The sequence below is a fragment of the Sphingomonas sp. RS2018 genome (assembly GCF_054489605.1).
Window position 1 is genome coordinate 184,237 of record NZ_JBTMWL010000001.1, and the last position, 12,630, is coordinate 196,866.

At 67.8% G+C, this 12,630-nt stretch carries 13 protein-coding genes and 1 tRNA gene; 6 read left to right on the forward strand and 8 right to left on the reverse strand.

All coding sequences use genetic code 11. The annotated features are described in order from the left end of the window. Positions 1-86 precede the first annotated feature (86 nt). The 3 genes from ACX40P_RS00960 to ACX40P_RS00970 all read right to left on the reverse strand — a co-directional run bounded on the left by ACX40P_RS00960 (position 87) and on the right by ACX40P_RS00970 (position 2,574). On the reverse strand, positions 87-590 hold the full coding sequence (locus ACX40P_RS00960; protein WP_459124429.1) for a methylated-DNA--[protein]-cysteine S-methyltransferase: 504 nt from the start codon (positions 588-590) through the stop codon (positions 87-89). A gap of 49 nt (positions 591-639) precedes the next feature. Further along, positions 640-1,341, reverse strand: coding sequence for an NAD-dependent deacylase (locus ACX40P_RS00965; protein ID WP_459124430.1), 702 nt, complete (start codon positions 1,339-1,341; stop codon positions 640-642). Positions 1,342-1,413: 72 nt separating this feature from the next. Then, positions 1,414-2,574, reverse strand: coding sequence for a glycoside hydrolase family protein (locus ACX40P_RS00970; RefSeq protein WP_459124431.1), 1,161 nt, complete (start codon positions 2,572-2,574; stop codon positions 1,414-1,416). A gap of 113 nt (positions 2,575-2,687) precedes the next feature. On the opposite strand from ACX40P_RS00970, the gene ACX40P_RS00975 reads away from it, so the two are divergent. The 5 genes from ACX40P_RS00975 (at position 2,688) to ACX40P_RS00995 (ending at position 5,350) form a co-directional block, all read left to right on the forward strand. Beyond that, positions 2,688-2,825 (forward strand): hypothetical protein, encoded by a 138-nt coding sequence (locus ACX40P_RS00975; RefSeq protein ID WP_459124432.1) that lies wholly within the window; start codon positions 2,688-2,690, stop codon positions 2,823-2,825. Further along, the gene (dapB, locus tag ACX40P_RS00980) at positions 2,822-3,550 is read left to right on the forward strand and encodes a 4-hydroxy-tetrahydrodipicolinate reductase (RefSeq protein ID WP_459124433.1); all 729 of its coding nucleotides are present in this window, start codon (positions 2,822-2,824) and stop codon (positions 3,548-3,550) included. The genes ACX40P_RS00975 and dapB overlap by 4 nt, the downstream gene beginning before the upstream one ends. Next, on the forward strand, positions 3,547-4,200 hold the full coding sequence (gene nth, locus ACX40P_RS00985; protein ID WP_459124434.1) for an endonuclease III: 654 nt from the start codon (positions 3,547-3,549) through the stop codon (positions 4,198-4,200). Before dapB ends, nth begins: the two co-directional genes overlap by 4 nt. 58 nt (positions 4,201-4,258) lie before the next feature. Next, complete coding sequence (trxB, locus tag ACX40P_RS00990; RefSeq protein WP_459124435.1) at positions 4,259-5,212, forward strand: thioredoxin-disulfide reductase; 954 nt, start codon at positions 4,259-4,261, stop codon at positions 5,210-5,212. Between the two features lie 61 nt (positions 5,213-5,273). Continuing rightward, a tRNA-Arg gene (locus ACX40P_RS00995) sits at positions 5,274-5,350 on the forward strand. 16 nt (positions 5,351-5,366) lie between these two features. Here the strand turns inward: ACX40P_RS00995 and ACX40P_RS01000 are convergent. Both ACX40P_RS01000 and ACX40P_RS01005 read right to left on the reverse strand, forming a co-directional pair. Next, positions 5,367-5,654 carry a DUF167 domain-containing protein gene (locus tag ACX40P_RS01000; RefSeq protein ID WP_459124436.1) on the reverse strand — a complete coding sequence of 96 codons (288 nt, stop codon included), beginning with the start codon at positions 5,652-5,654 and terminating at the stop codon, positions 5,367-5,369. Beyond that, on the reverse strand, positions 5,654-5,956 hold the full coding sequence (locus ACX40P_RS01005; protein ID WP_459124437.1) for an alkylphosphonate utilization protein: 303 nt from the start codon (positions 5,954-5,956) through the stop codon (positions 5,654-5,656). Before ACX40P_RS01005 ends, ACX40P_RS01000 begins: the two co-directional genes overlap by 1 nt. Positions 5,957-6,066: 110 nt before the next feature. Here ACX40P_RS01005 and ACX40P_RS01010 point away from each other — a divergent pair, with 110 nt between their 5' ends. Further along, entirely contained in the window at positions 6,067-8,097 is a 2,031-nt protein-coding gene (locus tag ACX40P_RS01010) for an OPT family oligopeptide transporter (RefSeq protein WP_459124438.1), read from the forward strand. Positions 8,098-8,268: 171 nt separating this feature from the next. Here the strand turns inward: ACX40P_RS01010 and ACX40P_RS01015 are convergent, their stop codons facing one another. The 3 genes from ACX40P_RS01015 to queF form a co-directional block, all read right to left on the reverse strand. Beyond that, positions 8,269-9,555 carry a glycoside hydrolase family 130 protein gene (locus ACX40P_RS01015; RefSeq protein ID WP_459124439.1) on the reverse strand — a complete coding sequence of 429 codons (1,287 nt, stop codon included), beginning with the start codon at positions 9,553-9,555 and terminating at the stop codon, positions 8,269-8,271. 44 nt (positions 9,556-9,599) lie between these two features. Then, a complete protein-coding gene (locus ACX40P_RS01020) occupies positions 9,600-11,873 on the reverse strand; it encodes a glycosyltransferase family 4 protein (protein WP_459124440.1) in 2,274 nt (757 codons plus the stop codon). Between the two features lie 113 nt (positions 11,874-11,986). Next, the gene (gene queF, locus ACX40P_RS01025) at positions 11,987-12,433 is read right to left on the reverse strand and encodes a preQ(1) synthase (protein WP_459124441.1); all 447 of its coding nucleotides are present in this window, start codon (positions 12,431-12,433) and stop codon (positions 11,987-11,989) included. Between the last annotated feature and the right edge of the window lie 197 nt (positions 12,434-12,630).

Here is a 12,630-nt window from a genome sequence, read left to right on the forward strand (position 1 = left end):
ACCGTTCGTGCTGAGCTTGTCGAAGCACCGTACTTCGTGCCGCGTACGCCGCGTATGCGGATCGAAGACCGGTCCTTCGACGTCGCTCAGAACGAGCGGAGGGTATGTTGCGCGCCCTCCAACCCCAACAACCACCGCTTCGCCTCGAGCCCACCCGCAAACCCCGTCAACGCCCCGCCCGCCCCGATCACCCGATGGCACGGCGCAACGATCGAGATCGGGTTTCGCCCGTTCGCCGCCCCCACCGCGCGCATCGCAGAGGGACGCCCGATCGCCTGCGCGATGTCGGCATAGCTGCGCGTCTCGCCATAGGGGATCGCCAGCAAGGCCGCCCACACCGCGCGCTGAAACTCGGTTCCCCGCCACGCCAGCGGCAGGTCGAACGCTTGCAACTCTCCGCCGAAATACGCGTCCAGCTGCCGCGCCGTCTCGCGCAGCACCGGATCGTCGTGACCCTCGCGCGACACCGCCCGTTGCACCCGCGTCGGCGGATCCTCCGGCCATAGCACCGCGACCAGGCCGTGGTCGTCGGCGACGAGGGTCAGCGCGCCTAGCGGGGACGGATGAAGCAGATGGCGATCGTCGGTCATGACGTCATGATAGCAAAGACGCGCCCGTCGCACCTCCTGCCGCTTGCGTTCAAACCGCCAGCATCTCGTCGACCCACTGCGGCACCAGCACGCTCGCCGGCCCCATGCGACACTCGTCGAAAAGCACGCTGCCATCCGACGGATCGAGGTTCATCTCCAGTGTCGCCGCCCCATGCCACCGCGCCGTCCGCACGAATCCGGCGGCCGGATAGACCGCGCCCGACGTCCCGATCGACACGAACAGATCGGCCGTCGCCATCGCCGCCTCGATCCGCTCCATCGCGTACGGCATCTCCCCGAAGAACACGATATCGGGCCGCAGCGCCGCCGCCCCGCAGTCCGGACACAGGCTCCCCGGCGGCAGGCTCCCGCGCCATTCCGCACGCGTCCCGCACACTGCGCACAACGCCGAGTTCAGCTCGCCATGCATGTGCAGCAACCGCGTCGCCCCAGCCCGCTCGTGCAAGTCGTCGACATTCTGCGTCACGATCAGCAGCTCGCCCGCCCAGGCAGCATCCAGCCGTGCGAGCGCCACATGCGCCGCATTCGGCACCACGTCGCCCAACGCCGCCCGCCGCAAATCATAAAACCGGTGCACCAGCGCAGCATCGTGCGCCAAGGCCTCGGGCGTACACACATCCTCGACGCGATGCCCCGCCCACAACCCGCCTGGCCCCCGAAAGGTCGCGATCCCGCTCTCGGCGGAAATGCCGGCTCCGGTCAGAACGATGATGTTGCGAATGTCGGTCATGCGCCGAAGGTACGGCGACGACCCGGGGACGGAAAGCGGCGACTGGCGGATCTCACACAAGAACGCGCATGCTTACCCATCCACCCGCGCCAGATCGCGGTCCATCGCCGCGCCGTCGAACGGCACGACGATCACCTTGCTACCATGCCCGTCGTTCCCGCGCTGGTCCTCCTTCGCCACATCGACGACCGAGAAGCTGACCGCCACGACATGCCCCTTCTCTATCACGACGCCGGGTCGTTCCAGCTTGTACCAGTGGTTCACGACGCCGTTCGCATGCCGGATGAAGTCGGCGCCCGGTTCGAAGGCCAGCCCCTGCATCCGCCATCCCGTGACACCGTCGCGCGAGATCAGGTGATACGCCCGCCGCGCGCGCCAGTGATTGACGATGACGTGATACCAGCCGCCGCTGTGCCAGATCACCGGGTCTTCGTACGCGCGCATGTTGGTCTGCGGCAGGCCGGGCAGGTCGCGGTAGATGCTGTCGCCCATCACGCGATAGGGGCCGAGGATGCCCGCTTTGCTGACCAGCACCTGCCCGGAACGCTGGATGATCTCGAACCCGCCGTCGGGTCGCGCGGTCAGGCTGACGTTGGAGGCCTTCCACGGTTTCAGCTCGGCCGTATCCTGCCGGTCGCCGGGCGTCTTGACCGATCGGAACGCGCTCTGGTCCACCGCGATGCTGCCGAGCCGCCGCCACGGCCCTTCGATCGAGCGCGACGTGAAGACGTCGCCGTTGCGCGTCTCGCTCACCACCACGGCATAGCGGCCATCGGGCAGGCGCAGCGCGTTGACGTTGTGGCCCTTGCCGCCTTCGTCGCGCGGCCACATCAGCCCGGTGTCGCGATACGGCCCGTAAAGCGAGCGGCTGACCGCGCGCACCGCGAGCGACTGCCCCCACGCCTTATGCCCGAGCGCCTGGCCCCAGCGGCTGGCGAACATATGATAGCGCCCGTCCGGCCCCTTCAGGATCTGTCCGTCCCAGTAGTTCCACCGCGTCATCGTCGCGTCTTCCAGCCCGTTGGCCGTGTCGCGCGGGCCGACGCTCGCGGCGCCCCAGACGCTGGCGGACAGCACGCTCCGCGTCGGGATCGGTCGGAAGTAATCGACGAACGGCTTTGGCCCCAGCACCGGCGGATCGGCCGGGCGCGCGGTTTGCGCGACGCTGGCACCCGCCGTCGAAACCAAGGCGAGGGCGATTGGAAACAGCCGGCAGCGAGCAAGCATCATCATGGCCTTCTCAAATCGCGGGAGCGAGTATCATAGGTTGAAGATTTACGATGGAAAGCCGCTCTGCGCACACGCCCCCTGTCCTACGCCCGCCCACTTGTGCGACAGGAGGCGGCATGACCGATCACGCCTTCTGCCCCGCCAGCCCGCGGCCACGCGTACCCATGACCTTCGTGACGTTTGATCCCGCCGCACGTCTCAACTTTCTCAACATTCGCGTGGCAGATGGCATGACAGGAACCACGCTCGCATGACCGCGATCGGCATCTACGGCAGCCACGGCCGCATGGGACAGGCGATCGCCGCCGAGCTGGCCGGCACCGGCGCGCGCCATGCCGGCGGTGCGGACTCGACCGACGATCCGGCGCCGCTCGCCGTCATCGCCGACGTGCTGGTCGATTTCTCGACGGCCAGCGCGGTCGAGGCGCATATCGCCGCCGCCCGCGCCGCGCGGACGCCGATCGTTATCGGCACCACCGGCCTGACTGAACGTCACCATGCGCTGATCGACGACGCGGCGCAGGACATCGCGGTCCTGCAGACCGGCAACACCTCGCTCGGCGTCACCCTGCTCGCGCAACTGGTGCGGGAGGCGGCGGCGCGGCTCGACGTCGACTGGGATATCGAGGTGGTCGAGATGCATCACCGGCACAAGCTCGACGCGCCGTCGGGCACCGCGCTGTTGCTCGGCGCAGCGGCGGCGGAGGGGCGCGGCGTCACCCTCGCCGACAATGCCGTCTACGACCGCGCCGGGGTGACCGGCGCGCGGTCGGAGGGGACGATCGGCTTCGCGGCGTTGCGCGGCGGCTCGGTCGTCGGCGATCACAGCGTCGTCCTGGCGGGCGAGGGCGAGCGCATCGAGCTCGTCCACCGCGCCGACAGCCGCACGATCTTCGCGCGCGGCGCCATCCGCGCCGCCCTCTGGCTCGCGCAGCAGCCCCCCGGCCGCTACGCGATGCGCGAGGTGCTGGGGGTGTGACGAAGGACCAGATCGTCGAATTCTTCGCGCGTCTCGCGGCCGACGATCCGCATCCGCAGACCGAGCTGGAATACGTCAACGCCTTCACGCTGCTCGTCGCGGTGGTACTCTCGGCGCAGATGACCGACGCCGGCGTGAACAAGGCGACGCGCGCGCTGTTCCGCGTCGCCGACACGCCCGAGAAGATGGCGGCGCTCGGCCTCGACGCGATCCGCGAATACGTCGCCACGATCAACTTCAACAACACCAAGGCGAAGAACGTGCTGGCACTGAGCGAAGCGCTGATCCGCGACCACGGCGGCGAGGTGCCGCGCACCCGGGCCGAGCTGGAGGCGCTGCCCGGCGTCGGTCGCAAGACCGCCAACGTCGTGCTCAACACCGCGTTTGGTGAAGAGACCTTCGCCGTCGACACCCACATCTTCCGCCTCGGCAACCGCACCGGCCTGGCCCGCGGCAAGGATCCGCTGGCGGTCGAACTGAAGCTCGACAAGCGCGTTCCCCGGCCGTTCCGGCTCCACGCCCACCACTGGCTGATCCTGCACGGCCGCTACACCTGCAAGGCGCGGCGCCCGGAATGCTGGCGCTGCGTCGTCGCCGATCTGTGCGCTTTCAAACCCAAGACGCCCGCGCCCGCCCCTGCGCGGGCTTGAACCCGGCCCATCTCCACGCGACATAGCCCGCGACCCTCCTGAAAGAAGCCCGAAGTCCATGCGTCACGTCCAGTTGCTGATCCTCGGCTCCGGCCCCGCCGGCCACACCGCCGCCGTCTATGCCGCCCGCGCCAATCTGAAGCCGGTGCTGCTGACCGGCGTCGCGCCCGGCGGCCAGCTGACCACCACGACCGACGTCGACAACTGGCCGGCGGACGCCGACGGCGTGCAGGGGCCCGAACTGATGGACCGGTTCGCGAAGCACAGCGACCGCTTCGGCACCGAGACGATCTTCGACCACATCAACGCCGTCGACCTGTTGAAGCGCCCGTTCACGCTAACCGGCGATGCCGACACCTACACCTGCGACGCGCTGATCGTCGCGACCGGCGCCTCGGCGCAATATATCGGTTTGGAGAGCGAGGCCGCGTTCATGGGCAAGGGCGTGTCCGCCTGCGCGACGTGCGACGGCTTCTTCTTCCGTGGCCAGCCGATCGCCGTCGTCGGCGGCGGCAACACCGCGCTGGAGGAGGCGCTCTACCTCTCGAACATCGCCGGCCACGTCACGATGATCCACCGCCGCGACCGCTTCCGCGGCGAGAAGATCCTGCACGACAAGGTCGCCGAGAAGGTGAAGGCGGGGAAGATCAGTATCCGCTGGAACACCACGCTGGACGAGGTGCTGGGCGATGCCTCGGGCGTCACCGGCCTGCGCCTGCGCGACGTGGATAGCGGCACGACCGACGAGCTGTCCGTCACCGGCGTCTTCATCGCGATCGGGCACAAGCCCAACACCGACATCTTCGCGGGACAGCTCGACATGGACAACGGCTATGTCCTGACCCGCGGCGGCCGCGGCCACCAGCAGACCGAGACCAGCGTCATGGGCGTCTTCGCCGCGGGCGACGTGCAGGACCAGATCTACCGCCAGGCCGTCACCAGCGCCGCCAGCGGCTGCCAGGCCGCACTCGACGCCGAACGCTATCTCGATGGCCTCGACGCGGTCGCCTGACCCGGACGATGCGAAGGGGCTGGCGCACCGCCCCCGCCACTGCTAGTCCCCTCTCGCGCCGGCACCCGTAGCTCAGCTGGATAGAGCGCTGCCCTCCGAAGGCAGAGGCCACTGGTTCGAATCCAGTCGGGTGCGCCACCGTTTTTTGAAAACGTTACGACCCGATCCGGATGACCTTCGTCCGGCTCGCCGCACCGCGCACCAACTCCAGCGACGACACCGGCCGACCAAGCGCCTTGGCGAGCAGCCGCAGCACCGCCGCATTCGCCTTGCCGTCCTCCGGCGGCGCGGTAGTCCGTACGGCAAGGGCGCCACCCGAGATGGGTAGCGTGATCGCATCGGCCGAGGCGCCCGGAGAAACCCGCACCTCCAGCCGCCCCTCCGCATCCGCCAGCGCCAGGATCGCCGCCGCGGACGGCATGGCGGGCCGGGGGCGGGCCATTAGCGCTTGCGGACGAACTCGGCGCGCAGCACGAGGCCCTTGATCCCCTCGTAGCGGCAGTCGATCTCCTGCGCGTCGCCGGTCAGCCGGATCGACTTGATGAGCGTGCCGCGCTTCAGCGTCTGGCCGGCACCCTTGACCTCGAGATCCTTGATGAGCGTCACCTGGTCGCCATCGGCCAGCAGGTTGCCGACCGCATCGCGCACCTCGACCTGCCCCGCCCCCGTCTGTTTCGCGGCCAGCTCGGCGGCCGACATCCATTCGCCGCTGTCCTCGTCATAGACATAGTGGTCGTCGGCCATTTCGCCCCCCTGCTGCTCCCGGTCCGCAGCCTCCACGCCGCGCGTCCGGCCTTTGCGAGCGTCCCGTCGCCCCTTGTTGGTCGCGGCCGAACCGTGCCACTCTCGGGCCCATGTCCGACATCCGTACCGCCCCGCCCACGACAATGCCCGAACTGACGATCCGCGGGATCGTGCTCGGGGCGATCATCACGATGCTGTTCACCGCGGCGAACGTCTACGCCGGGTTGAAGGTCGGGCTGACCTTCGCGACGTCGATCCCCGCCGCGGTCGTCTCGATGGCGATCCTGCGCGCGCTGAAGGGCGACAACATTCTCGAGAACAACATCGTCCAGACGATCGCGTCGGCGGCGGGCACTCTGGCGGCCATCGTGTTCGTGCTGCCCGGCCTTATCATGGTCGGCTGGTGGACGGGCTTTCCCTATTGGACGACCGTCGCCGTCTGCGTGACGGGCGGCGTGCTGGGCGTGATGTTCTCGGTGCCGCTGCGCCGCGCGCTGGTGACCGGGTCGACACTGCCCTATCCCGAAGGCGTCGCCGCGGCGGAGGTGCTGAAGGTCGGCGCCAGCGCGGCCGGCGGCGGCGCGGAGAATGCGCGGGGCCTGCGCATCCTGACGCTCGGCAGCCTGTTCTCGGGTGGCTTCGCGCTGCTGGCGAAGATGCGCTTCGTGTCGGAGGAGGCGGGGCGCAACGTCGCGATCGGCGGCACCGCGACCGGCTTCGCCACCAGCTGGTCGATGCTCCTGATCGGTGTCGGCCACCTCGTCGGGCTGTCGGTGGGCGCGGCGATGTTTCTCGGCATGCTGGTGTCGTGGACGGTGCTGGTGCCGTGGTTCGCCAGCGGCGCGGATTTCTCCTCCGGCATCGACGCGGTGGTCAGCGGCACGTTCCGGGGGCAGGTGCGCTTCATCGGCGCCGGCACGATCGGCGTCGCCGCGATCTGGTCGTTGGTGCGCATCATCGGCCCGATCCTGTCGGGACTGCGCTCGGCACTGGCGGCGTCGCGTGCGCGATCGGGCGGCGGCGTGCTGGAACTCAGCGAGCGCGACCTGCCCATCGGCATCGTCGCGGGCGCAGTAGCGGCGACATTGGTGCCGGTCGCGTGGCTGTTGTGGAGTTTCGCCACCGGCGGCCCGGCGCAGGCGGCGAGCGTCGTCATCGGCTCGCTGCTCTATATCCTGATCGTCGGCGTGCTGATCGCGGCGGTGTGCGGCTATATGGCCGGGTTGATCGGTGCGTCGAATTCGCCGGTGTCGGGTGTCGGCATCCTCGCGGTGCTCGGCGCCTCGCTCTTGCTGGTGCTGGTATTCGGTCACGGCGGCGCGCCGGCCGACACCAACGCATTGGTCGCCTATGCACTGTTCGTCACCGCGATCATCTTCTCGATCGCGACGATCTCGAACGACAATCTGCAGGATCTGAAGACCGGTCAGCTCGTCGGCGCAACGCCGTGGAAGCAGCAGGTCGCGCTGGTGATGGGCGTCGTCTTCGGATCGCTCGCGATTCCGCTGGTGCTCGATCTCCTCAAGAACACGCTGGGCTTCGTCGGCATGCCGGGCGCCGGCCCCAATGCGCTGTCGGCCCCGCAGGCGGCGCTGATCTCCTCGCTGGCGAAGGGCGTGCTGGGCGGCGACATCGACTGGAGCCTGATCGCGATCGGCGCGGGCATCGGCGTGATCGTGATCGCCCTCGACGAACTGATGGGGCGCTCGGGCAGGATGCGCCTGCCGCCGCTGGCGGTCGGGATGGGCATCTACCTGCCGATGGGCCTGACTCTGCTGATCCCGATCGGCGCGGTGATCGGCCATGTCTACAACCGCTGGGCCGCTCGCAGCGCCAACCCCGAATTCGCCGAGCGCATGGGCGTGCTGGCGGCGACCGGGCTAATCGTGGGGGAAAGCCTGTTCGGCGTCGCCTTCGCTGGCATCCTCGCCTGGGCCAACCGCGCGTCGCCGGTGCCGCCGAACGACGCGCCGCTCGCGGTGATGGGCGACGGCTTCGCCGGGGTCGCGATGTGGCTGGCGCCGCTGCTGTTCTTCGCGCTGATCGCCATCGTCTATCGCATGACGCGGACGATGGTTCGCACTGCCCCGCCTGCTCCGCCAATCGATGCGCCGACCGACGACATCGCGACCTATCGGTAACCCGCTCGTTCGTGCTGAGCTTGTCGAAGCACTGCCCTTTTTCGGGCCGCGCATCCGGCCGACGGCAAAGCCGCCGGCACAACGTCGGACAGGTTCGGCGAAGCCGACCTGCCGGCCGGCCGAGGCGCTGCGGCGGTGCCGCACCGGCGCGGGCGTCGCCGCGCCTGCGCCTCAGCGCATCGTCGCGATCAGCTTGTCGATTTCCACGAAAGCAAAGCCGATCGAACTGTCCGCGATTCCGTAGGGGATGAACAGCGAATCGCCCTGCCGCACTGCGCCACAGGTGTAGACCACGTTGGGCACATAGCCTTCGCGGTCCTGGTCCGCGGCGGCCAGGATCGGCTCCTTCGTCCGCCCGATCACCTTGGTCGGGTCGTCCTTGTCGAGCAGCGCGGCGCCGATCGAATATTTGCGCATCGCACCGACGCCGTGGGTCAGCAGGATCCAGCCCGCGTCCGTTTCGATCGGCGGACCGCAATTGCCCATCTGCACCAGTTCCCACGGATATTTGGGCTCGAGCAGCAGCTGCCCCTCGTCCCAATGATCCAGCCGGTCGGAGTCGATGATGAAGATGTTCTGCCCATCCTGCCGGCCGATCATCATGTAGCGGCCGCCGACCTTGCGCGGGAACAGCGCCATGCCCTTGTTGCGGCTGGCCGCGCCCGACATCGGCACCAGATCGAACGCGCGGAAATCCTTCGTCCGCATCATCTCCGACTGGATCGATGCGCCGTTGTAGGCGGTGTAGGTGCCGATCCACTCCTTCTCGCCATCGTCGTGTGTGAAGTGGACGAGGCGCAGATCCTCCAGTCCCTTCGACTGCTGCTCGGTGATCGGGAAGATTACCGTGCCCGACAGGGTCGAGTCGCGGTGGCGATAGACGGTGACCGGCCCGACCGGCATCTCCTCCTCGTCGCCCACCGCGTCGGCGGCAGTGGCGAAGGGCGGCTCGGGCGCCAGCTTCATCTCGTTATGGTCGGTGATGATGCCTTCGCGGAACGCGACGGAGCTGATGTGCCCCTCACCCACCGCGCGCATCGACATCAGGATGCGCATCGATCCGTCCGGCATGCCGGTCTGATCGAAATGCGGCACCACGCTGGGGTTCATCAGCGCCGCGGCGGCATAGCTATACTCGTGGCAGAAATAGGCGCCGATCAGCTGGCGCTTCTCGTCGCCGATCGTGCTGCCGTCGAGGCCGAGCTGCGCTTCGATCTCGTCGTAGCGCGTCATGAACACGCGCCGCGTCTGCCAGTGGCGCGCCTCGAAATCCTTGAGCACGGTTTCCAGCTGCGCGCGCGTATCCTGCGGGCTCATCGCCAGCACCTGGCGTACCAGCCGCTCGCTACGGCTGGGCGCACCGCCGTTGCCGCTCGCCCAGGCGATGTGGAACGGGCGTACGACGACGCGGGAAGGATCGGCATGCAGCCGCAGCGGGTGGACGAAAAGGTCGAGCATGCGTTCCCCCCGGAACGGGATCAGAGTCGGGATGACCGCGTCGTTCAGGCGGCAGCGGCGGCGTCGGTCTGCCCTGCCACGGTTCCGGCCCGATTTGAAAGGGCCGAAATCGCACAGGACGCCAACTGGAGCGCGAGGATCGACTCCGCCCCCTGGTTCCGGTTGAGCCCGCCGGGCTGCAACCCGTCGAAGCAACCGCCGTCGGCACCGCTCGACACCGGCATGTCGAGGTCGTTGGCGCCGAGATACCAGCCATAGGCGCGCTCCGCCTCGGCCACCCAGCGGCGATCGCGCGTCGCATCATAGGCGGCGCAACAGGCATCGACCTGCGCCTGCGCCTCGAGCGGCTGCTGGTCGAATTGCATCGGCGCGGCATAGATGTTGCCGAAACTCTCTGATCCGACCGCGCGGAAGCGCCCGTCGGGCGCGCTCTGCACGCGCGATATCCATTCCAGTGTCTCGACACCGGTCGCGATGAAATCGTCGCGGCGCAGCGCCATGCCGGCGCGAATCAGCGCTTCAGGCAGGCGGGCGTTGTCATACGCCAGCACGATCTCGAACCAGCTCCACTCCGGCCGGCGCGCGCGATCGAGCAGCGCGACCAGCTCCTCGCCGAACCGCGACAGGATCGTCTTCGACAGACCGTGATCGGGATGTGCCTCCAGCATCGCAGCCGCGCCGAGCATCGCGAAGGCATGCGCGCGCGGGCTGCCGAGCTCGAACGCCAGGCTCGCCGTTTCGTCGAACAAACGCCCCGCCCAGTCGCGGTGCTTGTGCACGCGCGCGTCGCGCGCGGTCACGCCGAGCGACCAGAGCGCGCGGCCGTTCGAATCCTCCGACCCCGTCTCCTCGCACCAGCTGCGGTCGAAGTTCATGAAGTTACGGAAGCGGCGCTTGTCCGGATTCCACGCATGCTGGACGAATGCGCCGTAGATCGTCGTCCACTTGTCGCGCACGTCGGCATCGAGATGATCGACCTGCGTCATCAGGATCAGCGCGCGGGCATTGTCGTCGATGCAATAGCCATGGCGACGGTCGGGTACCGAATAGATCGAATGCTGGAGCATGCCGGTCGAATCGCTCATCCGCTCGACGGCGGCGATCTGCGGAACCAGCGGCGCCGGCGACGGCGCATGCGTCGCCAGACGGCGCGGGCGCTCCGCCACGGCGGCGGCGATGACGGCGACGCCATGTTCGGAGTACCGCGACCAGATCATCGTGCGACCGCGGGCATAGGCGCGCGCCGACAAGCGCTGGCGGTTACCGTCGTTGGACAGCAGCGCCGAAATCTCCCGCGCGAACGCTGCCGAATCGCCGAACTCGACGAGCACACCATGCCCATCCGCCAGTATCTCGGTCGCGTGGACATAAGGCGTGGAGATCACCGCCTTGCCGACGCCGACCGCATAGGACAGCGTCCCGCTCGTGATCTGCCACGGGTTCAGATACGGCGTCGCATAGATGTCGGCGGCCTGCAGATAGTCGAGCAATTCGTCATGCTCGATGAACCCGTCGAGGAACTGCACCGAACTGGCGACGCCCAGCGTATCGGCCAGCGCCTTCAGCCGGTCGCGGTAGGCCTCGCCCTCATGGGCGACGAGATTGGGATGCGTCGCGCCGAGCACGACGTAGAGCGCCGACGGATGCTTCTCGACCACCGCGGGCATCGCCGAGATGATCGTCTCGATCCCCTTGTTCGGCGCCAGCAGGCCGAAGGTGAAGATGACCTTGCGCCCGACCCAGCCGAACGCGCCCTTCAGCGTGTCGGGGTCGATCAGTGGGCGATCGGGCACGCCGTGCGGGATCATCTCGATCATCCGCGCGCTGGCGCCATAGACGCGCAGCAGAATGTCGCGGCCGAGATCGGCCATGACGATGACGCGCGAGGCCCGACGCAGGATCGCCTCCATCACGCGGCGCTCGTCGGCGCTCGGCTTTTCGAGGATGGTGTGCAGCGTCACGACGACGGGAATGGTCACCCGATTCATCAGCGCGAGGATGTGATCGCCAGCCTTGCCGCCGAAGATGCCGTATTCGTGCTGAATCCACAGCGCCTTGGCACCGCTCGCCTCGATCGCGCGGGCAGCATGGAGGTAGGAATTCAAATCGTTCTGCGCGATCGTGCCGGTGACTTCGCGCGGATAATCGTAACGACCGGGATGATCGTCCATCGCCCAGGTATCGATCCGCATGCCGGGAAAGCGTTCGGCCAGCGCCGTGCGCGTATCGGTAGTAAAGGTAGCGATGCCGCATTTCCGCGGCAGATAATTACCGATCAGCGCGACATGATCGACCGGGGCTGACACCTTCGTATCCATCATCGTCCTTAGCACATGCAATATGAACAATGGCCGCGGACCGACCAACCGACTCATAACGCCAGATGTTAAGGATGGTTGCGTTTGCGCTGCACCGCAACATGAATATTCGTTTAGCCGCGCCCGCGGTACGACGAAACGCCTTGATCCGGGACCCAGACGCCTGTCGGTAGCGCACCGGTCTGCCAGAACACGTCGATCGGTATGCCGCCACGCGGATACCAGTACCCACCGATGCGCAGCCACTGCGGCGCCATCTCGTCCACCAGCCGCTGGCCTATGCCGACCGTGCAATCCTCATGGAAGGCGGCGTGGTTGCGGAAGGCACCCAGGAACAGCTTCAGCGACTTGGATTCGACGATCGTCGCGCCGGGCACATAGTCGATTACGAGATGCGCGAAGTCGGGCTGGCCGGTGACCGGACAGAGCGAGGTAAATTCGGGCACAGCAAAGCGCACCAGATAGGCGGTGCCGGCGCGCGGATTGGGCACATAGTCGAGCACCGCGGCTTGCGGAGATGCGGGCAGGCTACTGGACTGGCCAAGATGAAGCGGGGTCATGGCCGCCCATGTAGTCGTGAACCCATCGGATTGCACCCGCGTGTGGCCACACCGCCACCCCGGTGCCCCCGGTGCCCCCGCGCAGGCAGGAGCCTAAAGCGACACGCACCACCGCCTGATAATTAGCAACCTGTCCTACATCCCGTCCACCTGCTAACCCCGACAGCGTCCGCGACGCTCAACCAACCTGTTGAGCT

Bases quoted from the DNA above. Each gene is read 5' to 3' on its own strand.
- ACX40P_RS00960 (WP_459124429.1), bottom strand. From the start codon at position 590: ATGACCGACGATCGCCATCTGCTTCATCCGTCCCCGCTAGGCGCGCTG.
- ACX40P_RS00965 (WP_459124430.1), bottom strand. From the start codon at position 1,341: ATGACCGACATTCGCAACATCATCGTTCTGACCGGAGCCGGCATTTCC.
- ACX40P_RS00970 (WP_459124431.1), bottom strand. From the start codon at position 2,574: ATGATGATGCTTGCTCGCTGCCGGCTGTTTCCAATCGCCCTCGCCTTG.
- ACX40P_RS00975 (WP_459124432.1), top strand. From the start codon at position 2,688: ATGACCGATCACGCCTTCTGCCCCGCCAGCCCGCGGCCACGCGTACCC.
- dapB (WP_459124433.1), top strand. From the start codon at position 2,822: ATGACCGCGATCGGCATCTACGGCAGCCACGGCCGCATGGGACAGGCG.
- trxB (WP_459124435.1), top strand. From the start codon at position 4,259: ATGCGTCACGTCCAGTTGCTGATCCTCGGCTCCGGCCCCGCCGGCCAC.
- ACX40P_RS01000 (WP_459124436.1), bottom strand. From the start codon at position 5,654: ATGGCCCGCCCCCGGCCCGCCATGCCGTCCGCGGCGGCGATCCTGGCG.
- ACX40P_RS01005 (WP_459124437.1), bottom strand. From the start codon at position 5,956: ATGGCCGACGACCACTATGTCTATGACGAGGACAGCGGCGAATGGATG.
- ACX40P_RS01010 (WP_459124438.1), top strand. From the start codon at position 6,067: ATGTCCGACATCCGTACCGCCCCGCCCACGACAATGCCCGAACTGACG.
- ACX40P_RS01015 (WP_459124439.1), bottom strand. From the start codon at position 9,555: ATGCTCGACCTTTTCGTCCACCCGCTGCGGCTGCATGCCGATCCTTCC.
- ACX40P_RS01020 (WP_459124440.1), bottom strand. From the start codon at position 11,873: ATGGATACGAAGGTGTCAGCCCCGGTCGATCATGTCGCGCTGATCGGT.
- queF (WP_459124441.1), bottom strand. From the start codon at position 12,433: ATGACCCCGCTTCATCTTGGCCAGTCCAGTAGCCTGCCCGCATCTCCG.